Below are 19,568 nucleotides of genomic sequence, written 5' to 3' on the forward strand. Positions count from 1 at the left end.
CTCCTAAATACTAACTTTATGCAGTTCTATCGAACAAAAAACCTTTATTGCTTAATTTATCGGCAAACTCTTCCAAAGCTTTAGCAACTTCACGAAATTCTTCCGTTGGGATCTCGCGAATAACTTCATCGTTTTCTCTATCTAAAACTTTGATTATTGGCGGATCACCTTTCTCATCAAATTCAAAAATTAAATTTGTTGAAGTAACTGGAATAAAGTCATTCAGTTTTTCTAAATTTTGCTTAACTTCAGCAATCAGATCTTTTTTGTCTTTTTGCTCAGCTTTGCTTGTCTTCTCGATATCGATTGGTTCCCTTCCAGCAACTTCTGTGCCTTTTAGTAACTTAGCATCGTTAAGTTCTGCTTTTACACTGCCGCTAGCACTTGTTGAAAGGTTTTCACTCGACCTTTGAGTTGAATTAAGATCTATCATCATAACACCTCAAAATTTTCTCTCTTAAAGAGTATAAGCCACTTCAGTAAAAAATACCTATGTCCAAAGTGGCTTATAAATCAAGTATATTAACCAAGTAGCGACAGAGCTACCTGAGGACGTTGATTTGCTTGACTTAAAATTGATTGGCTAGCTTGTTGTAAGATTTGCATCTTAGTTAAGTTAGCTGTTTCTTGCGCAAAGTCTGTATCTTGAATACGTGATTTCGCAGCACTAAGGTTTTCAGCAATATTCGATTGGTTACGAATTGTTGATTGGAAACGGTTTTGTACCGCACCTAACTCTGCACGCTTTTTGTCAACGACTGCAATTAGAGAATCCATACCTGCAAGAACAGCTTGTGCGTTTGCTTGAGTAGATACACTTATATCCGCAGCTTTAAAAGTGTCTTCAAATGTATAACTATTAGCTGCACCTGAAATTGCACTCACGCCGTCAGCTAATTCAGTAAGAGTATTACCAGTTACACCCGCAGCAACACCCGCGATACCCGAAAGAGTGAAACCACCATTTGCTTCTAGGCTATTTGTCGTTGCACCCACAGTTTGCATACTGAAATCGATAGTTTGTACTGCATCAGCACCTACTTGGAACTTAGCATCATAGCTACCATCAAGAAGGTTTTGGCCACCAAACGTAGTGTCTGCAGCTACACGGTTTACTTCTAATGAAAGAGAGCGCATTTCATCTTGAATCGCTAAACGGTCTTCATCAGTATTTGTACCATTCGATGCTTGTTGCGCAAGAGTACGCATACGTTGGAACATTGAAGTTACTTCATCAAGTGCACCTTCAGCTGTTTGCGCAAGTGAAATACCATCGTTTGCATTTCGGTTACCTTGGTTAAGACCGTTAACTTGGCTAGTTAAACGGTTAGTGATCTGCATACCTGCAGCATCATCTTTCGCACTATTAATACGTAAGCCTGATGATAGACGTTGGAATGAAGTATCCAATGAGTTGCCAGATTTCATTAGCTGGCGCTGTGCGTTCAAAGAACTCACATTAGTGTTTACATATAAAGCCATATTAGCCTCCGCTTTATCATTTTATAGTTAAACGCGGGATACCCCTACCCTGCTATTTAACCGACTTAGAGTCCTAGATTTATAGTTCTCTAACTCGCTTATCGTCCGACAAAGCGAAAGCTTTAGCTTTATTTGTAAATTTTTTAAATTATTTTTAAATTTAACCTTGTAACAAACTTAAAGCCGCTTGGGGTCGTTGATTTGCTTGACCTAAAATGGTTTGGCTAGCTTGTTGTAAAATTTGGTTTTTTGTTAGCGCTGCCGTTTCTGCAGCGAAGTCAGCATCTTTAATACGAGATTTTGCAGCACTTAAGTTTTCAGCAATATTAGATTGGTTGCGAATCGTAGATTGAAAACGATTTTGTACAGCACCAAGCTCTGCACGCTTTTTATCTACTACTGCGATTAACGAGTCCATACCAGCAAGCACAGCTTGTGCGTTAACTTGGGTTGAAACACTAATCCCACCAGCAGTAAATACCGACGAAAAACTTACTGAGTCAGCTTGAGTTACTCCATCAATACCACTTAAACCTGCGGCAAGCTCTTCAAGTGTATTACCAGCTACGCCTGCTGCAATACCAGCAATACCCGACAGAGTAAATCCACCATTAGCCTCTAAACTATTCGTCGTCGCGCCAACTGATTGCATACTAAAGCCAATTGTCTGTACAGCATCCGCACCTACTTGAAAACTCGCTGAATAACTACCATCTAGTAAGTTTTGGCCACCAAAGGTGGTATCAGAAGCAATTCGGTTTACTTCTGCTGATAACTGACGAATTTCTTCTTGGATAGCTAAACGATCTTCATCTGTATTTGAACCATTAGCTGCTTGTTGTGATAATGTTCTGATGCGCTGAAAACTTGAGGTAATTTCATCAAGCGCACCTTCAGCAGTTTGCGCAAGCGAAATACCGTCGTTAGCATTTCGGTTACCCTGATTTAAACCAAGAATTTGAGATTGTAAGCGGTCAGAAATTTGTAAACCTGCAGCATCATCAGCCGCACTGTTAATACGTAGACCTGATGAAAGACGCTTAAACGAGGTATCTAAATCGCCACCGGTTCTATCTAGTTGTCTTTGTGCGTTTAATGCACTCACGTTAGTATTTACATATAAAGCCATAATTTACTCTCTTCTTATCTGTCAAAGTAAAGCCAGTTTTTAAAAGTGAACTTGACAAAGTGACCCTTACAACGGCAATTCTAAGTCGCCTAGGGCAAAAAACTGCCACTTTGCTGATTAGTTGATTAACTTAAAAGAATTAGAGCAATTAATAGGCCAACTATTAACTAAACACTTAAGAATGAGAAAAGGCTCCTAATAGGAGCCTTGGAAGAGATAAGTTTGAGAGTGGGTTCTTTTTCACAAACTATGGCATAATTTGTGCTAACTATTTTATGTTCTTACAAATGTTAGAACGCTACTGTCAGGATTTTGAGCGCCTCCGCTTTATAATCCTATCTTAGCGCCTTTGTTAATACCCCATTAGACAAAGGCGCTTTTCTTTTGAGTCAAAGTTTTGACTTCACTTTAACTCAAATCCCCAACTATTAACCTAGTAAGCTTAATGCCGCTTGAGGACGTTGGTTAGCTTGGCTTAAAATTGTTTGGCTAGCTTGTTGTAAGATTTGCATCTTAGTTAAGTTCGCTGTCTCTTGAGCAAAGTCTGTATCTTTGATGCGTGATTTCGCAGCACTAAGGTTTTCAGCAATATTCGATTGGTTACGAATAGTTGATTGGAAACGGTTTTGTACAGCACCTAACTCAGCTCGCTTTTTATCAACGACTGCAATTAGAGAATCCATACCAGCAAGAACAGCTTGTGCGTTTGCTTGAGTAGATACACTTATATCCGCAGCTTTAAAAGTGCCTTCAAATGTATAACTATTAGCTGCACCTGAAATTGCACTCACGCCGTCAGCTAATTCAGTAAGAGTATTACCAGTTACACCTGCAGCAACACCTGCGATACCAGAGATAGTGAAACCACCATTTGCTTCTAGACTATTTGTCGTTGCACCCACAGTTTGCATGCTGAAGTCGATAGTTTGCACTGCATCAGCACCTACTTGGAACTTCGCATCATAAGTGCCATCTAAAAGGTTTTGACCACCGAAAGTTGTATCACTTGCAACACGGTTTACTTCCAATGAAAGAGAACGCATTTCGTCTTGAATCGCTAGACGGTCTTCATCTGTGTTTGAACCATTCGCCGCCTGTTGAGCTAGTGTACGCATGCGTTGAAACATTGACGTTACTTCGTCTAGTGCGCCTTCAGCTGTTTGGGCTAAAGAGATACCGTCATTCGCGTTACGGTTACCTTGGTTAAGACCGTTGATTTGTGATGTTAAACGGTCAGAAATTTGTAGACCTGCCGCATCGTCTGCTGCGCTGTTGATTCGCATGCCTGATGATAAACGCTTGAATGAAGTATCAAGTGAGTTACCAGAATTCATTAATTGTCTTTGTGCGTTTAATGAACTAACATTTGTATTTACATAAAGTGCCATGATATTTCTCCCGAAGTAAACTTATCATTTACTCTTAAACTTACTCTAATTAAGCTGTAGCAGTTGTTTGCTACGTTGCTTGGTTAATTAAGTTATCGGTCCGGTCAAAAAATCCTTTAGCGAATTTTTAAACAATTTTTATTTTTTTATTTAACGCCTTGTATTAAAACAAAAAATATCTTTAAATTATTTTAAAAACTGCTTTATTGGCCCAACAGAATCATTCTTTTAAATATACTTTGAGAGCTCATAACACTACAAAGAGTACGCTTAAATAGGTTTTTAAAAGGAAAGTTAAGGAAGGTTTTGAAGGTTAAGCTCATTAAATGAGCTTAACCTTAGCAAATTATAAGTAATCAAATAATGAAAGGTTAGCCAAACGGCCAAATGTTGCCTGAGCCGCTTGCAGTGAAGTTTCTTGTTTAGTGAGTTCAGTAATTGCTTCTGCCATATCAAGTTCAACAAGCTCAGCTTTCGCTGCTTTATTACTTGTATCTAGATCACCATTAGATCTTTCAATTTTCTCAGCTGTATTTAAACGCCCACCTAAACCTGCCTGAACAAGTGAAACCTGGTTTTTAGCATTATTTAGCTGTACAACAGCATCTGCTAAAACCTGATCAAACTCTTCTTGCGTTAAGTTAGGGTCAGTTAAGCCTGCAATAAGATCATCCAGAGTATTCAATGCATTTTCTTTTTGCGGTGCTTCAAGATCAACATCAACTTGGCCGTTTGCAACAGGCTCAATGTTCACCTCTATACCTTTATAAACGATTTTTCCGTTTTCAAAGCTGCCACTATCAATCGTTACACCTGCTTGCTGTACAACAAATGTATCTGGTGTGCCTGTGGTAGTAATAAAGCTTAGTGTATTAGCGTTTGCCGCTGCGGCAGGATCTGCGTTGTAATTTGCCTGATGGAATTTATCGAAATCAGCTTGTTCAGTAACATATACTTTTGAGCTTGTTATTCCGCCCGAAACGGTGCCATCGTTTGAGGCAACATTTAGGCGTGCGTCTACTTTTTCGAATGTATCAAAACCATTGTCACTTGATTTGATTTCTACACCTTCAGCCACTTTGATTTTGTGTTGCCCCTGATCGCCACCATATTCATAGCGACCAGACGTACTGTTGTAACTATAAGAAGGGGTATTATCTTGGTAACCCGAAAAGATAAATTTACCGTCTTCAGTCTTAGCATTCATAAGATCAAGTACTGTACTTTGTAATGCTTTAACTTCTTCAGCAATACCTTCACGGTCGATATCACTATAGGCACCATTACCAGCTTGAATAGATAAAGTATAAGCAGACTCAAGCGCACCTTTAATATTTTGCAGCACACTTTCTTCTGTTGTCAGGCGGCTATTCAGCATAGTAATGTTTTTTGTGAACTGTTCATTACCCTGAATGCGATCGTTATAAAGTAATGCGCGAGCCGTAGCCGAAGGGTCTTCAGCAGCAGTTAATACGCGCTTTTGAGTATTAACCTGCTCTTGTGCCTTATTAACATTTTGCTGTGAGTTAAGAATAGAATTCAGGTTATTCTTATACATCATGTTATTTGAAATACGCATAATTACCTCGCCGCACTTAATAAGGTGTCAAAAATAGTACGTGCTGTTGAAAGGACCTGTGCTGATGCTGCATACGATTGTTGAAATCGCAGTAAGTTAGCTGCTTCTTCATCAAGGTTTACACCCGATAGCGATTCATACCAAGCTTCAGACTGATCAGCCAATGCTGTAAAGGCCGCACCATTCGTTTGGGCTTGACTAGTCACTACACCAATATCAGTGACAATGCCTGAATAGGCTTGATTAAAGGTTTTATGATTATCGGCTGTACTACTTGCTTCAACATTTTGACGCACTAGCTCACCATTTTGTAAATCGGCCAATAGCAAACCATTACGGTTATCATCAAAACCACCGGTGTTAAACTCTAATGTAAAGGTGTCGCCAGTAGCAGGGGAGCCTTCAATATTGAAGTCAAAACCGTAACTATCATAAGGCGCCCCTGCTTGAGCAAGAATATTCTCAGTAGGTGGTGTAATGGTAAAGGTCGATGTACCGTTACCATCTGTAATTTGATACTCGTTAGCATTCGCCGTTTTCACTAACGTGATATCGCCATTCGCCAAACTCGGTGGAGGACCCACGGTAATACCCGTTGAGTTATCAATATCAGACACTGTGCCAGCAGAAATACTTGCATCACTGGTATTATTGATATCGTTCGCAGTTCGAATAGGCGATGCTAACGCTAGGTCTTCAGGGCGCTCAGTTGCAAGCTCTAGACTCGTTGCAGCCTGAGAGTTCAACTTCACCATAAATTGGTCATCAACACTTGGTGGGTTACTCATATCGAGAGTTATTTCTAAGCCAAACAGATCTAAGCCACTATTTGTAGGGTTATCTTTTAAATTGACCTTACCAGTCACTGGATCAACGGCTGCTGTAGTAAAAATATCATTACCGCTGGCATCTTTAATCGTCTCGCCTTTATAATCAACGGGGTAAATTTCAACTTCATTCGTATTACTGTATTTCACAATAAAATCACTTGCTGGCAATTCGCTGCCTTTACCTGGTTCAACCGTTGCCGTCATTGTTGATGTACCCGTATTAGCTTGATAACCGAACGCATCAACCGTTGGAATAGCAAAAATATCACCACCAATTTCACCATTAGCGTCCATACCTAAACGGTTTTGCTGATTAAAGGCGTCGGCTAATGATAAGCCCATTTGACCAAGCTGGTTTTGCGCAGGCACTAAAATATCGTCACGAAATGCCAGTAAGCCACCAATTTTGCCTTTCAATTTACTCACATCAACTTCAAGCGGCACGGCTTTGCCACCGTTTACATCAAGTTTTAATTCTTTAAAGTTCGGATCAGGATCGCCACTGAATGAAAACAGGTTAAATGTGCCACTTTGCATAACAAGAGCTTGACCAGAGCCTAAGTACACTTGTTTTTCGCCGTTATTACCATCGAGTGTTTCAATATCAATCAGCTCTGATAAGTCACGAATTGCTTTATCACGTTCATTATATAAACCACTTGATACTGACTCACGATCAGTACCATGAACCGAAGCAATCTTGGTATTTAAATCACTGATATTTTGGATCAGGTTATTAGCTTCATCTGAAAAGATTTCTAGCTGCTCATTTACCACTGCTTTTTGGTCAACCACAATGCTCGACAACCTGTCCATTTGATCAATCAAATTTTGCGCATCCGTCATGACCAGTGAACGAGCGACTGTTGATGACGGTTGATTTAAGCTTTCTTGAACATTATTAAAAAACGAGTTTACGCTCGTTGATAAGCTGTTTGACTCTTCTGAAAACAAGCTATCTACACGGCTTGCTTCAGTTACAAACTGATCAAAGAATGCTTTATTTGAGGTATCTCTATTTAATTGCTTTTGCGCAAATTCATTCAATAAGCGATAAGTCTCACCACGACCGACTTGGTTGTCGATCATGGTTGTGAACTCGGTACGCTCACGCACATAGCCCTCGGTATTAACGTTGGCGATGTTTTTACTGGTGGTTTGTAAAAGCTCAGAGTTAGCTCTTACACCGGCATTTGCTATGTCATATAAGCTAAATGACATGAGGGTCTACTCCTTAACGTACCAATGAAGCAGCGACGCTTTGAAGCTCAACGCGCTTCAATACCTGCTTAATTTTATCGGCATAATTTGGATCAGTTGCATAGCCTGCTTTTTGTAACGAATCTAAAAAGGCTGCAGGCTCTGCGGTATTATTAAGTGCTTCTTGATAACGTGGGTTTTCATTTAAAAAATCCACAAAGTCGTTCACACTATCTTTAATCGATTGATAAGAGCGAAAACTTGCTTGCTTTTTAACTGGCACACCTTGTTCAAATTCAAGCGTGACTTTGCTTGCTTTATCACCTTGCCAGCTCCTATCCGATTTAATATTGAATAAGTTGTTACTACTTGTGCCATCAGCTTTACTGATGATGTGTTTACCCCAGCCCGTTTCAAGTGCTGCTTGAGCAACCATCACAGCTGGATTTAAGCCAATTTTCTCAGCCGCATTTTTAGCGTGCTCCCAAACAGAGCGAATGAAAGACTCAGCATCTTCAAAGCGGTTTTCTGTTTGCTCGTTCGCTGATGTATCCTCGACAGCTTGTGGTTTAGCCTGAGCCTCAGTAGTGCTATCAAGGACACCGCTTGCGCGTTTATCACTAGCAAAATCAGCCGTCGTTCTTAGTACAGAACCTGGTGTAAACTCTTTACCGTCTGGCGAGAGCTGCTGAACAATCAAGTCAGCTAGACCCAACGAGCCATTTGATGAAAGCTCAACCGACATTTGTTGGTCATGCATCTCTTCAAAAAATTTAACGCCGCTTGAATTAAATGGGCTGTCTTTATCTTCAAACGCTTCATTTGCTTTACGCATACTTTTAAGCAGCATCTGAGTGAAGATAGATTCAAATTGTGCCGCCGCTTTTTTCAGCGCCTCTTTTGACGCATCGCTAGAGGCATCACTTTTTAAGGCATTTTGACGTAATGAGTCTAAGTTGCCTAAATCAAAAAAGTTTTGCTTGTCGAGATGATTAGTATCCATCAGCTTTTTGACACAATAGTTAATAATGAAAATTAGAATGCAAAAATTGCGCCAACAAAAAACTTTATAGATTGGCTAATAACTGATACAGGAATGGAGTAACTTCAGAGCCAAGATTTTGGCTGATGTTTATATGCTGAACGATTAAGGTATAGAAACAAAAAACGCGCTCGAAAGCGCGTTTTAATTTAAATGATAACCAGTTGCCCGTTTATCGCGCCCGCTTCTTTTAAAGCTTCTAGGATTGCCATTAAATCACCCGGTGCAGCCCCAACTTCATTGATTGCACGCACGAGATCATCAAGATTAACACCCGGGTTAAATACAAAAGCACGTGAATCATCTTCGTTCACATCAATAATACTTTGATTGGTAACGGTAGTTTCACCATCACTTAAAGCATTTGGCTGTGACACATTTTGCTGCTCAGCAATGGTGACCGTTAAACCACCATGAGTAATAGCCGCAGGCTGTAGCTTCACATTTTTGCCAATTACTATTGTGCCTGTGCGCGAGTTAACAATAATTTTTGCTGCTGTGTCTGCTGGCTTAAACTCTAAGTTTTCAAGTGTCGACAAATAAGCAACACGTTGAGATGCATCACGCGGTGCTAACACGCGTACTGACGCTGCATCGATTGCCTGAGCGCTATCAGGACCCACTAAATCATTAATCGTTTGCTCTAAGCGTTTAGCCGTTGTGAAGTCTGGGCGATTTAAATTAAAAGTAATGTAGTCACCTTGCATAAACGGGCTCTTAATAGCACGCTCTACAATGGCACCGTTTGGAATACGGCCCACTGTTGGTGTGTTAATAATTACACGGCTACCATCTGCTCCTTCCGCACCTAGGCCACCAACGACTAAGCTGCCTTGTGCAATCGCATAGGTATTGCCATCAACCCCTTTTAGGAAGGTTTGTAATAAGGTACCGCCACGTAAACTACCCGCACTACCGATAGACGACACCGTGATATCAATGGTTTGACCGGGTTTTCTGAATGCTGGTAATTCTGCATGTACAGCCACAGCTGCAACATTTTTAATCTTAGGTTTTAAGCTATCAGGTAAAGTGATACCAAAGCCATTCAACATGGCTTTAAAGCTTTGTTGAGTAAATCGGCTTTGTTCACCTGTGCCGGGCAAACCGACAACCAAACCATAACCCACTAATTGGTTTGAGCGAACACCCTCAACCATAGATACATCTTTGACTCGCTCAGCCTGTGCAGAAAACTGCAGGCTAATTAAGCAAAGAGCGATGATGTATTTAAACCCAGTCATGACTTTATTCCTCTAAAATGGGAAAAGCGAACTACTAAAGAAACGAGACAGCCAACCTGCACTTTGCGTTTCTTGAATTTGCCCTTTACCTGAGTATTGAATTCGCGCATTAGCAATACGGTTTGATGTGACCGTGTTATCTGCTTGCACATCTTCAGGACGAACTAAGCCTTCTAAGCGAATAAACTCTTCACCTGTGTTCAAAGTAAGCCATTTTTCACCGCGAATAACCAAGTTTCCATTAGGTAAAACACGCATCACATTGACAGAAATATCGCCAAATAAGCTATTCGATTGGTTAGACTTTGAATCACCTTTAAACGATGCTCCTGAACCAATACCAAACTGAATGCTATCACCGCCAATGTTAACTGGATTGCCACCAAGCCCAATAACAGGATCTAAACTAGCGTCCGTTTCTTTGTCGGTTTCGGTTTTTGCCGCTTTGGTGGCTTGCGTTGATTCTTGCAATTTAACAGTGATGATATCGCCAGCGCGCAATGCCTTTTTATCTGAGTACAAGTCATCTGCTGAATAACTATCAAACAACGAACCCGTTGGAACCATTGGCTCTGTTGTTGGCTCCGGATACATAGGCGCATAGTAAGGGTCATCCTGAACCACATGATGATTTTGCGTTGTCATACAACCACCCAGCATTAATGCTGCCGATGTGACTAAGATAATATTACGCATGCTGCCTCCTAGCCATTAAAGCTGTTGATTGATGTAACTAAGCATTTCATCAACCGCTGAAATCACTTTTGAATTCATTTCATAAATTCGTTGTGTTTCAATCAAGTTAACGAGTTCTTCTGTTACATTCACATTAGACGTTTCTAGTGAACCTTGAACCACAGTACCTAAACCATCGATACCTGGGTTCCCTTGCACAGGTGCGCCACTCACAGCGGTTTCGGTGTACAAGTTTTGCCCCATAGGCTCAAGACCTGATGGATTAATAAAGTCACTAATTGTTAGCTGACCAATTACCACGTTCTCTGCTTGACCTGAAATACGTACCGACACTTCACCGTCTTGCGAAACAGTAATTGATTGTGCATCGTCTGGTACGTTCATTTCTGGCTGTAATGGAAAACCCGCGCCCGAGGTCACAATGCGGCCATCTTCGTCAGTGGTGAATTGACCATTACGTGAATAGGCAATGTTGCCATCTGGCAATTGCACTTCAAAAAAACCAGGACCTGAGATCATCCAGTCCAATGAATTTTCTGTGGTAAGCATGTTACCTTGTGAAAAGTTCTTTTGGTTAGCTACCACTTTGGCACCTGCACCAAGCATTAAACCCGATGGCATTTCAGTGTCTTGAGATGAACGACCACCTGGTTGATTGATGTTTTGATATAGTAAATCTTCAAATACGGCGCGGCTTTTTTTGTAACCGACCGTGCTGGCATTCGCGAGATTATTTGAGATCACCGAAATATCGGTTTGCTGGGCGTCAAGCCCGGTTTTACTGATCCATAATGCAGGATTCATAACTCTACCCTCTCAGTCATCTTAAACAATGCGTAACAGCTGATCTTGACGCTCGTCGAGCTCTTCGGCTGTTTTCATTAATTTAACTTGTAATTCAAATTGGCGTTGATTGCTGATCATGTCGACCATTTCATGTACTGGGTTTACGTTCGACATTTCAAGCGTACCCGACAGTACTTTTACGTTTGGTGAAATATCACAAAAACCACAAAGGTCATTGACCAACATGTCTTCTTTTGGTCGAAATAAACCGTCATTACCTTTTTCAAGCTGAGTGTTATCAGCCTCAATCACTTTTAAGCGATCAACCACTTCCAAAAAGTTTGCTGGCGCTCCTTGTGGGCGAACCTGAATAGCACCGTCTTCACTAAACTCAACTTTCTCGATAGGTAATGGCAAAATGATTGGACCACCTTCGCCAATTACTTGACGGCCGTGGCTAGTGATCAACGCACCATCTGGAGTAATGTTTAATGTGCCAGTTTTGGTGTACGCCTCATTGCCTGATGCATCTTGTACACTCAACCAACCACGGTCACTCATCGCGATATCAAGCTCGCGGCCAGTTTCAACAAAACCACCCGATTCCATATTAGATCCAGGGCGTTCTTGCATTGCAAACACCCTAGATGGCAGACCTTCACCGAAGGCTTGCATAGAGCGAGCTTGTGCAAAATCAGCTTTAAAGCCAGTGGTGTTAGCATTAGCAAGGTTGTTGGCCTTGAGTTCAAGACCTCGCAAACTTTGCTTAGCACCCGACATGGCAATGTAGACCATTTTGTCCATAACATTGACTCACTAAAAATACGATAACTAAGAAATGCAATAAAAGTGCCAAAGTAAAATTGACGCTAAAATAGAAGAGAAAAATGAATAATTAGAATGAAAAAAGGCTGCCAATAGAGGGAGCAGCCTTCGTGTCGGATTAAGCTTAGAGCCGTTAAAATTAACGGATCTGTAGGATGTTTTGCTGTAGTGTTGAGTTAACCTCAAGCGCACGTGAATTTGCTTGGAAGTTACGCTGCGCACTAATCAAGTCAACAAGTTCGTTAGTTAGGTTTACGTTTGATTGTTCAAGCGCAGATGAGTTAATTGAACCCAATGTACCTGAACCTGGTTCGCCAGCAATAGGCTCACCTGACGTTAAACTCTTCTTCCAAGAAGTATCACCCACTTGTTGTAAACCCTGTGAATTCGAAAAGCGTACCATGGCAACTTGACCTAAGAATGAAGTGTCACCATTACTGTACGAAGCAACAATTTTACCGTCAGAACCGATATCGATACCTGATAGACGACCTACAGTCGCACCATCTTGTTCAAGTGCTTTTACTTCAAAGTTACTAGCATATTGAGTAGGTACTTTGTTCGCTGTTGCCGCTTCATCACGCCAGTTCATCGTTACATCATCAGGGAAACTAGCACCATTAGATAGTAAGTCAGATAAACCTGTCGCAGCGCCTGCGCCATTTGGTAAAGTTAATGGGTTAAATGATGCATCAGTATTAGCAACACCATCCGTGTTAAGTGGTAAACCACTTGAATCAAATTGGAATGTAGTTAGTGGTGTATAAGGCGTTGTTGTTTGCTCTACACCACTTGCATCAAATGGTTTTTCATCAAGTGTTGCATACACTTCCCATTCATTTTCATTACCTGTTGTCGCTGAGTCTGTTTTCACAAAAAAGAATTGTAAAATATGTGGTTCACCTAATGAATCATACACAGTTGTTGATGTTGAACTGTTATATGTAGCACTTGCTTCAGGGTCAAACGGTGTCACTGTTGGCGCAGAGGCACGTGAATCTAGGTTAAATGATGAATAAACATTCGTGGTTGCACGCGGTGAACCTGACGCATCAGGAATTTGTAACGCCGAAGATGTACTTAAGCTAACAGAAGTGGTATCACCGGTTGCTTCATCAACAGGGAAACCTTGTAAGTAGTTACCGCTTGCATCAACAATGAAGTTATCCTGGTTTAATTTAAACGCACCTGCACGAGTATATGTGAAGTCTTGCGCACCTAGGTCATTCGCCATTGCGAAATAACCTTCACCAGTGATCGCTAAGTCGAGCGAGTTATTTGTGAAAGATAACGAGCCTTGGTGGAATTGCTGTGCCACCATTGTCGTTCTTACACCGTCACCATTTTTTGTTTTACCAGAACTAAATACTGATGATGCGTATACATCAGCGAACTCTGCACGAGACTCTTTAAAGCCCGTAGTATTAACGTTAGCAATGTTATTTGCGGTAACGTCTAAATCTTTTTGCGCGGCTGCTAAACCTGTTAATGCAATATTGAAGCTCATAACTCACCTCTAACCTATCTCTTAGCCTAAGCTAACCCAAACCTTTTTTACTTATGCGATTTCAGCTATATCAGTTAGCCTAACCGCACCCTCTTTTGTATTTACGATAATGCCGCTTGCGCCATTAATATTGACACTTTCAATATTCTTAAAGGTCGCCATTGGCATACTGCTGTAGTCTCCATTTACAAAGCCTTCAGCACTGATGTCATACTCACCTTCAGGGAGTACATTGCCATCGTTATCTTTGCCATCCCACTCAAAACGAAGTGCACCCGCTGATTGCGAACCAAGTTCCATGGTGCGTACTAACTGACCCGATGAATCCGTGATCCTCAACGTTAAAGATTCAACAGCAGTCTCTGCAACCACAGAACCTTTAGCGAGATTTTCGCCATCAAAATCAATGGTGTCAGACTCAAGTAACGCTTGCTTACCAACAAGCGTTGAAGCCTGTAACGCAGAGTTAGATGTCATTGATGCAGTTAGTGATTCAAACTTCTCATTTAAGTTTGAAATACCCTCAGCCATAGTGAAATTCGTCATCTGCGCAATCATTTGATCGTTGTCAGCAGGCTTGCTTGGGTCTTGAAACGACAACTGTTGTGTTAAAAGTGAGAAGAAGTCTTCTTGCGTTAAAGTATCATCTTTCTCTTCTGTTTTATTTTGATTGTCTTGCCAACGTAAATTATCTAAATACGTTGATGACGCACTGCTGATGTCGTTACTCATAACTTATCCTCGGTTACCGCTGCCCAAGCAACAGTGTTTTACTTAACATTTGCTTAGCTGCATCAGCAACTTGCACATTTGTTTGGTAAGAGCGAGAGGCTGAAATCATATTTGCCATTTCTTCTACAACATTAACGTTAGGTTTGTAGATATAACCATTTTCATCCGCACTTGGGTGGTTCGGGTTATATTCAATTTGCAGAGGTTTATCGCTCTCTACAACACCTAATACTTTAACGCCAACAGAAGAGCCCTGAGGATTGCTTTGTGATGATGACGCTTTAGTCAGCTCTGCAGCAAAAACAGGATGGCGCGCTCGGTATGTCTGATCTTGGCTGGAACTAATCGTATTCGCATTCGAAATATTACTGGCTGTGGTATTTAAGCGAACATTTTGCGCACTCATACCGGTTGCTGAAATATCAAAAACATTATACAAACTCATGATTAAGCTCCTTGACTACCGAGGGCTTTTTTAAGGCCTTTAATTTTACTACTCATAAATTGCAGGCTTGCCTGATACTCTAATGAGTTCTGTACATACAAGTTTCGTTCCACTTGTATATCGACTGAGTTACCATCACCTGTATCTGCTTGATTTGGCGTACGAAACATTTCCGCACTGCCAACAAAACGACTGCCCCCGGCAATATGTTTAGCATCGGTTCTTACCATGCTATTGCCGCCTTGTTGGTTGCTTTTTGCCGCTTTTAATGCCGAGGCAAAATCGATATCTTTCGCTTTATAGCCCGGCGTATCAGCATTAGCGATATTTGTCGCTAATAACTCAGCGCGTTGTGAACGGATCAACATCGCATGAGGATGAACACCAAATGCTTTATCAAAACTGATAGCCATAACCATCTCCAAAAAATTGACTCTGCAGTGGTTAATGCAAAAGCTAAGCCAAGAATAAAGAGATGATTATGTTTATGTAACAGACTGAAAAATAGATAAATTTAGCAACCTAAGGACTAGGTTGCTAAGGAGAGTTTACTTTTTCTGATAGATGATACCCGGGTTACAACGAACCATATCAAAGCTATCACTTAAGCCCGCCATTGATTCTGACGCACCTAAAAACAGGTAACCTTTCGGGTTTAAAGCTTGAGCAAATTGCGAAATGATTTTAGCTTTTACTTCTGGTGAAAAGTAAATCAACACATTACGGCAAAATATGATGTCAAACTTGCCCATTAGGGCATATGAATCGAGTAAGTTTAAATGTCTAAAGCTGACCATTTTACGTATAGGGTCAACTACCTGAGCCATTCCATTACCGCTGTCCTTAAAGAACTTTTGACGACGCTCCATCGACAAGCCACGAGCGAGCGCCAGCGAGTCATACTCAGCATTCTTGCACATATCAAGCATGGTATTAGAGATATCAGTGCCAATAATTTGCGCACCCATCTTTAATACGCCTGGGTTTTTAGATTGGAACTCGGCAACCGACATGGCAATTGAGTACGGCTCTTGTCCTGATGAACTTGCCGCTGACCATATTTTTAGTGGCCTACGCACATCTTTAAGCTCAGGAAATAGTTTTGTTTTCAATAACTCAAACGGATATTGGTCACGAAACCAAAGCGTTTCATTGGTTGTCATCGCATCAACGACAGCGGCACGAAGCTGCCTCTCATGAGGGCTTAGTGTTTTACTTACCAACTGTGATAAAGACTCAACATTAAAACGCGCCATAAGCGGCGCAAGGCGGCTTTTAACTAAATAAAGTTTATTATCGCCAAGCACAATGCCACATTGTTGCTCTAAAAAAGAGCGGAATTGATCGTATTCGCTTTGTTGTAAATGCTTATTTTCCAAAGTAATACCACCTATAAATAATTAATCACAATGAACCCACTTCTTCACAGCTGTCGCTAATTCATCTGGGTTAAATTTTGCAATAAAATCATCAGCACCCACTTTTTCGATCATTGCTTGGTTAAACACCCCACTTAAAGAGGTATGCAAGATCACATGCAAAGGTGATAATTTTGGATCAGCCTTAATTTCAGCGGTTAAGGTATAACCGTCCATTTCTGGCATTTCTACATCAGATATTAATAGACCAACACGTTCAGTAATATCATTTTGACAATCGAGCTGAGCAATCTCTCTTAAACGTAAAAGCGCTTCTTTTCCGTTTTTAGCTAGTTCAGTTTGTACACCTAGAGGTTCAAGCGCACGCTTAACTTGGTTTCGAGCTACTGCAGAGTCATCAGCAATAAAGACAATACGCTCACCTAAGTCACGCTGAATCTCACCTTCACCAACTACTTCAGCACTCACTTCAGTGTTAACTGGGCAAATTTCGTTTAATATCTTTTCTACATCGAGAATTTCAACTAATTCGTTTTCAATCTCAGTGACCGCAGTTAGGTAAGAATAACGTCCGGCTCCCGAAGGCGGCGGCATTATTTTTTCCCAGTTCATATTAACGATTCGTTCAACACCGCCAACTAAAAACCCTTGCACTGAACGGTTGTACTCAGCAATGATGATAAAACTGTCTTTGATATTTTCAATTGCAGGGCCACCTACAGCCATCGATAAATCAATAACAGAGATAGTTTGACCACGGATATGCGCAACACCGCGAATGTACGCATTTGATTTAGGCATGTTAGTAAGTGGTGGACATTGCAGAACCTCTCTTACTTTAAACACGTTTATACCAAAGCGTTGTCGCCCTCTGAGTTTGAATAATAGTAATTCAAGGCGGTTTTGCCCAACCAACTGAGTACGCTGGTTAACTGAGTCTAAAATGCCTGCCATTTCAATCTCCTAAAGATAAACAATCAGAGCTGGAACAATAATTGCCTTCTTTGTGTTAAAGCTACATAAGGTTACAAAGCGTCTGTTTTTTGACGCAAAATATTTATACCTTGTTTTCAACCATAAGCATAGTCGAAACAATATGAGTTTGTTAAAAAAAAGCCGAAGATACAGTGTTTTTTATTTTCTTACTAGCCTGTTGTTTACAACACAACTACAGGCAGAAGTTTATAATACCGAGCAACTTCAACAAATCGCCATCGATTTTGTTAGCGAGCAGCTCCCTGATCTGGACACCACACCTCAAATTAGTGCTTTACCATTAGATAGTCGCATTCCTGAGAGGTTATGTGAGTCACCAATTAACAAAGAGTTACCAACTGAGCCTCCTTTTAATCGGCAGGTAACTGTACAACTTAAGTGCCAAGATTTAAATAGTTGGACTCAATACGTTCACGTGCGCATTATTGAGCTCGAACCTGTGGTTGTTGTTACCACTAATTTAGCCCGTGGAGAGGTCATTCGCCCTGAACATTTACGCCTCGAAATGAAGCCCAAGCAATTTGTTAGAACGCAATATGTTCAAGATGAGGCTATACTTATTGGCAGTCGCAGTAAGCGCAATTTACGTGACGGCACACCTATTGTTATGAGCCAAGTTTGTATGGTTTGTAAAGGCGATAATGTAACTATCTATGCTTCATTACGCGGGTTAAGAATTAAAACCACCGGAGTTGCTCTAGAAGATGGTACGTTAGACGAATTAGTACGTGTAAAAAACAAAAAATCAGGTAAAGTATTAAATGCACGTGTGGATGGGGTCGAGTCTGTACAAGTAAATATTTAATTTTTTATATTTATGCTAAAGTATCCGCTGTGCCCGCCGATATAAAGGCATATGTTGGGTAATGTATAGGTCAAAATTATGGTAAGCAATGTCAATAATGGTCAACAACAGCCTTCTGTGTTGACAAATACCAAGCAAAAAAAGCTTGATTTACAAAAAGATAATGCTAATGCAGCCGCTGCAAAATCGGCCGCACCAAAAGCAAGTGCAGATTCTGTGAGCTTAACTCCTCAAGCTAAACAGCTAAAATCTTTGCAAGAAAAAGCAGAGCAATCATCTGGCTTTGATAGCAATAAAGTGGCTGAGCTGAAAAAAGCAATCAGTGAGGGTAAATACCAAATTGATGCTGAAAAGCTAGCAAAGAACATCGCTGCATTCGAGTTTGATGTCTATGGCTGATCATAATCATTTAATAGCTAGCAAATTAACACAACAAGTTTCGTGCTTGGAGTCTATTGCTGCGCTGTTAGATGATGAGTTGACAGCCATTGCTGCAAAGCGTGGTGACGGATTAAAGAGTATTGCCCAACAAAAAATCTCATTGCTCCAACAAATTCAAACCATTGATAAAGAAGTGCAAAAGCTTGTTGCGCACAACGAATCGCAAGATGACGAAGTAAATGCACTCATTAAGCAAGTAAATACTCTCCTAGCAAGCTGCAAGAAGAAAAATGATGTAAACGCTCACGCGGCTCATCAAGCACAGTTGAGTGTTAAGCAACTTAAAGATATTTTAATCGGTGCACCATCATCGATGACCTACGACCAAGGCGGCAGCGTGATCCAAGGCGATAAGAAAATCGTTCACAACTTGAAAGCCTAAATACTATTTCATTAAAAAAGCGCGATAACTAAGTTATCGCGCTTTTTTAATGCTGGCAGAATTTGCTGGACTTATGCGGCAAGCCAATAGGTTACAACTAGACTAAGTTGCACCTAATAATATGTTACTTTTTTCACTTGGCGCGGTTTTACTTCGCCGATGTATAAATCGTGCACTCGCTTCATATCAAGCTGTAATTCAGTTGCGTAAGTATCCCCTACTGCATAGGTTTTAATAACCTGTGCACCTTTGATCACACCTTGTACTTGGCTTTGTAATTGATCATTATGAGCAATGCTGTTTTGCACTGTAGTGCCTGCGGAAATTCTTTGCCCGTAAACTTGCTCAGCAAGCTCGCGGTAAGCTTCAAGCTTTGAGGCTTTAATCGCAAGTAGAGTACGCTGCGATTCATTGCTACCTGGTTGAGCACTAATTGGCGCATAACCCACGGCTTTTAGCACTGGGTAGCTATCTGGCTCAATGTAAGTGTATTCTACATGTTTATCAAAAATACTACTGCAGCCTGTTAATGCTGCGCAGGCAACCAGCCCACCGAATAGAAGTGCTCGCATAATTTGCTTCCGCTTAAAACTCTTTGGCTACAAATATGCACGTTTAATGCCACTGTGGTACAGTCCTTGCTCATTTAGGTTATTCATTGGTTTTAATGCTAGGTGTCA

The 19,568-nt window shown here is 40.9% G+C and carries 21 protein-coding genes; 3 read left to right on the forward strand and 18 right to left on the reverse strand.

Annotated features, from left to right (window positions below):
• Positions 1–16 precede the first annotated feature (16 nt).
• From KQP93_RS12860 to KQP93_RS12940, 17 genes are all read right to left on the reverse strand, one after another.
• Complete coding sequence (locus tag KQP93_RS12860; RefSeq protein ID WP_217876789.1) at positions 17–433, reverse strand: flagellar protein FlaG; 417 nt, start codon at positions 431–433, stop codon at positions 17–19.
• A gap of 89 nt (positions 434–522) precedes the next feature.
• Positions 523–1,482 carry a flagellin N-terminal helical domain-containing protein gene (locus tag KQP93_RS12865; RefSeq protein ID WP_217874740.1) on the reverse strand — a complete coding sequence of 320 codons (960 nt, stop codon included), beginning with the start codon at positions 1,480–1,482 and terminating at the stop codon, positions 523–525.
• A 160-nt stretch (positions 1,483–1,642) separates the two neighbouring features.
• Complete coding sequence (locus tag KQP93_RS12870; RefSeq protein ID WP_217874741.1) at positions 1,643–2,611, reverse strand: flagellin N-terminal helical domain-containing protein; 969 nt, start codon at positions 2,609–2,611, stop codon at positions 1,643–1,645.
• 428 nt (positions 2,612–3,039) lie between these two features.
• Positions 3,040–3,999: a flagellin N-terminal helical domain-containing protein gene (locus tag KQP93_RS12875; RefSeq protein ID WP_217874742.1), complete on the reverse strand. Its 960-nt coding sequence runs from the start codon at positions 3,997–3,999 to the stop codon at positions 3,040–3,042.
• A 346-nt stretch (positions 4,000–4,345) separates the two neighbouring features.
• Complete coding sequence (flgL, locus tag KQP93_RS12880) at positions 4,346–5,578, reverse strand: flagellar hook-associated protein FlgL (RefSeq protein ID WP_217874743.1); 1,233 nt, start codon at positions 5,576–5,578, stop codon at positions 4,346–4,348.
• Between the two features lie 2 nt (positions 5,579–5,580).
• The gene (flgK, locus tag KQP93_RS12885) at positions 5,581–7,629 is read right to left on the reverse strand and encodes a flagellar hook-associated protein FlgK (protein ID WP_217874744.1); all 2,049 of its coding nucleotides are present in this window, start codon (positions 7,627–7,629) and stop codon (positions 5,581–5,583) included.
• Positions 7,630–7,642: 13 nt separating this feature from the next.
• Positions 7,643–8,611 carry a flagellar assembly peptidoglycan hydrolase FlgJ gene (gene flgJ / locus KQP93_RS12890; protein WP_217874745.1) on the reverse strand — a complete coding sequence of 323 codons (969 nt, stop codon included), beginning with the start codon at positions 8,609–8,611 and terminating at the stop codon, positions 7,643–7,645.
• 188 nt (positions 8,612–8,799) lie between these two features.
• Positions 8,800–9,894 carry a flagellar basal body P-ring protein FlgI gene (locus tag KQP93_RS12895; protein ID WP_217874746.1) on the reverse strand — a complete coding sequence of 365 codons (1,095 nt, stop codon included), beginning with the start codon at positions 9,892–9,894 and terminating at the stop codon, positions 8,800–8,802.
• Between the two features lie 12 nt (positions 9,895–9,906).
• Entirely contained in the window at positions 9,907–10,590 is a 684-nt protein-coding gene (gene flgH, locus KQP93_RS12900) for a flagellar basal body L-ring protein FlgH (RefSeq protein ID WP_054562216.1), read from the reverse strand.
• 15 nt (positions 10,591–10,605) lie between these two features.
• On the reverse strand, positions 10,606–11,394 hold the full coding sequence (gene flgG / locus KQP93_RS12905; protein ID WP_054553306.1) for a flagellar basal-body rod protein FlgG: 789 nt from the start codon (positions 11,392–11,394) through the stop codon (positions 10,606–10,608).
• A 21-nt stretch (positions 11,395–11,415) separates the two neighbouring features.
• Complete coding sequence (locus KQP93_RS12910) at positions 11,416–12,180, reverse strand: flagellar basal body rod protein FlgF (protein ID WP_054553307.1); 765 nt, start codon at positions 12,178–12,180, stop codon at positions 11,416–11,418.
• Between the two features lie 160 nt (positions 12,181–12,340).
• A complete protein-coding gene (gene flgE, locus KQP93_RS12915; protein ID WP_063529168.1) occupies positions 12,341–13,708 on the reverse strand; it encodes a flagellar hook protein FlgE in 1,368 nt (455 codons plus the stop codon).
• Positions 13,709–13,759: 51 nt separating this feature from the next.
• Entirely contained in the window at positions 13,760–14,440 is a 681-nt protein-coding gene (locus KQP93_RS12920; protein WP_058586422.1) for a flagellar hook assembly protein FlgD, read from the reverse strand.
• Between the two features lie 13 nt (positions 14,441–14,453).
• Positions 14,454–14,885, reverse strand: coding sequence for a flagellar basal body rod protein FlgC (flgC, locus tag KQP93_RS12925; protein ID WP_058586423.1), 432 nt, complete (start codon positions 14,883–14,885; stop codon positions 14,454–14,456).
• 2 nt (positions 14,886–14,887) lie between these two features.
• Positions 14,888–15,298 (reverse strand): flagellar basal body rod protein FlgB, encoded by a 411-nt coding sequence (gene flgB, locus KQP93_RS12930; RefSeq protein ID WP_054562220.1) that lies wholly within the window; start codon positions 15,296–15,298, stop codon positions 14,888–14,890.
• A 135-nt stretch (positions 15,299–15,433) separates the two neighbouring features.
• Positions 15,434–16,264, reverse strand: coding sequence for a CheR family methyltransferase (locus tag KQP93_RS12935; RefSeq protein WP_054562221.1), 831 nt, complete (start codon positions 16,262–16,264; stop codon positions 15,434–15,436).
• Positions 16,265–16,285: 21 nt separating this feature from the next.
• Positions 16,286–17,218 (reverse strand): chemotaxis protein, encoded by a 933-nt coding sequence (locus KQP93_RS12940; protein ID WP_054562222.1) that lies wholly within the window; start codon positions 17,216–17,218, stop codon positions 16,286–16,288.
• A gap of 142 nt (positions 17,219–17,360) precedes the next feature.
• On the opposite strand from KQP93_RS12940, the gene flgA reads away from it, so the two are divergent.
• The 3 genes from flgA (at position 17,361) to flgN (ending at position 18,888) form a co-directional block, all read left to right on the forward strand.
• Positions 17,361–18,065: a flagellar basal body P-ring formation chaperone FlgA gene (gene flgA / locus KQP93_RS12945; protein ID WP_217874747.1), complete on the forward strand. Its 705-nt coding sequence runs from the start codon at positions 17,361–17,363 to the stop codon at positions 18,063–18,065.
• A gap of 78 nt (positions 18,066–18,143) precedes the next feature.
• The gene (gene flgM, locus KQP93_RS12950) at positions 18,144–18,464 is read left to right on the forward strand and encodes a flagellar biosynthesis anti-sigma factor FlgM (RefSeq protein WP_054553314.1); all 321 of its coding nucleotides are present in this window, start codon (positions 18,144–18,146) and stop codon (positions 18,462–18,464) included.
• The gene (gene flgN / locus KQP93_RS12955; RefSeq protein WP_130166620.1) at positions 18,457–18,888 is read left to right on the forward strand and encodes a flagellar protein FlgN; all 432 of its coding nucleotides are present in this window, start codon (positions 18,457–18,459) and stop codon (positions 18,886–18,888) included. Before flgM ends, flgN begins: the two co-directional genes overlap by 8 nt.
• 113 nt (positions 18,889–19,001) lie before the next feature.
• On the opposite strand, the gene KQP93_RS12960 is transcribed toward flgN, so the two are convergent.
• Complete coding sequence (locus tag KQP93_RS12960) at positions 19,002–19,460, reverse strand: LPP20 family lipoprotein (RefSeq protein ID WP_054562225.1); 459 nt, start codon at positions 19,458–19,460, stop codon at positions 19,002–19,004.
• Positions 19,461–19,568 lie beyond the last annotated feature (108 nt).

The organism is Pseudoalteromonas shioyasakiensis, assembly GCF_019134595.1.
GTDB lineage: Bacteria > Pseudomonadota > Gammaproteobacteria > Enterobacterales > Alteromonadaceae > Pseudoalteromonas > Pseudoalteromonas shioyasakiensis_A.

Bases quoted from the DNA above. Each gene is read 5' to 3' on its own strand.
- KQP93_RS12860 (WP_217876789.1), bottom strand. From the start codon at position 433: ATGATAGATCTTAATTCAACTCAAAGGTCGAGTGAAAACCTTTCAACA.
- KQP93_RS12865 (WP_217874740.1), bottom strand. From the start codon at position 1,482: ATGGCTTTATATGTAAACACTAATGTGAGTTCTTTGAACGCACAGCGC.
- KQP93_RS12870 (WP_217874741.1), bottom strand. From the start codon at position 2,611: ATGGCTTTATATGTAAATACTAACGTGAGTGCATTAAACGCACAAAGA.
- KQP93_RS12875 (WP_217874742.1), bottom strand. From the start codon at position 3,999: ATGGCACTTTATGTAAATACAAATGTTAGTTCATTAAACGCACAAAGA.
- flgL (WP_217874743.1), bottom strand. From the start codon at position 5,578: ATGCGTATTTCAAATAACATGATGTATAAGAATAACCTGAATTCTATT.
- flgK (WP_217874744.1), bottom strand. From the start codon at position 7,629: ATGTCATTTAGCTTATATGACATAGCAAATGCCGGTGTAAGAGCTAAC.
- flgJ (WP_217874745.1), bottom strand. From the start codon at position 8,611: ATGGATACTAATCATCTCGACAAGCAAAACTTTTTTGATTTAGGCAAC.
- KQP93_RS12895 (WP_217874746.1), bottom strand. From the start codon at position 9,894: ATGACTGGGTTTAAATACATCATCGCTCTTTGCTTAATTAGCCTGCAG.
- flgH (WP_054562216.1), bottom strand. From the start codon at position 10,590: ATGCGTAATATTATCTTAGTCACATCGGCAGCATTAATGCTGGGTGGT.
- flgG (WP_054553306.1), bottom strand. From the start codon at position 11,394: ATGAATCCTGCATTATGGATCAGTAAAACCGGGCTTGACGCCCAGCAA.
- KQP93_RS12910 (WP_054553307.1), bottom strand. From the start codon at position 12,180: ATGGACAAAATGGTCTACATTGCCATGTCGGGTGCTAAGCAAAGTTTG.
- flgE (WP_063529168.1), bottom strand. From the start codon at position 13,708: ATGAGCTTCAATATTGCATTAACAGGTTTAGCAGCCGCGCAAAAAGAT.
- KQP93_RS12920 (WP_058586422.1), bottom strand. From the start codon at position 14,440: ATGAGTAACGACATCAGCAGTGCGTCATCAACGTATTTAGATAATTTA.
- flgC (WP_058586423.1), bottom strand. From the start codon at position 14,885: ATGAGTTTGTATAATGTTTTTGATATTTCAGCAACCGGTATGAGTGCG.
- flgB (WP_054562220.1), bottom strand. From the start codon at position 15,298: ATGGCTATCAGTTTTGATAAAGCATTTGGTGTTCATCCTCATGCGATG.
- KQP93_RS12940 (WP_054562222.1), bottom strand. From the start codon at position 17,218: ATGGCAGGCATTTTAGACTCAGTTAACCAGCGTACTCAGTTGGTTGGG.
- flgA (WP_217874747.1), top strand. From the start codon at position 17,361: ATGAGTTTGTTAAAAAAAAGCCGAAGATACAGTGTTTTTTATTTTCTT.
- flgM (WP_054553314.1), top strand. From the start codon at position 18,144: ATGGTAAGCAATGTCAATAATGGTCAACAACAGCCTTCTGTGTTGACA.
- flgN (WP_130166620.1), top strand. From the start codon at position 18,457: ATGGCTGATCATAATCATTTAATAGCTAGCAAATTAACACAACAAGTT.
- KQP93_RS12960 (WP_054562225.1), bottom strand. From the start codon at position 19,460: ATGCGAGCACTTCTATTCGGTGGGCTGGTTGCCTGCGCAGCATTAACA.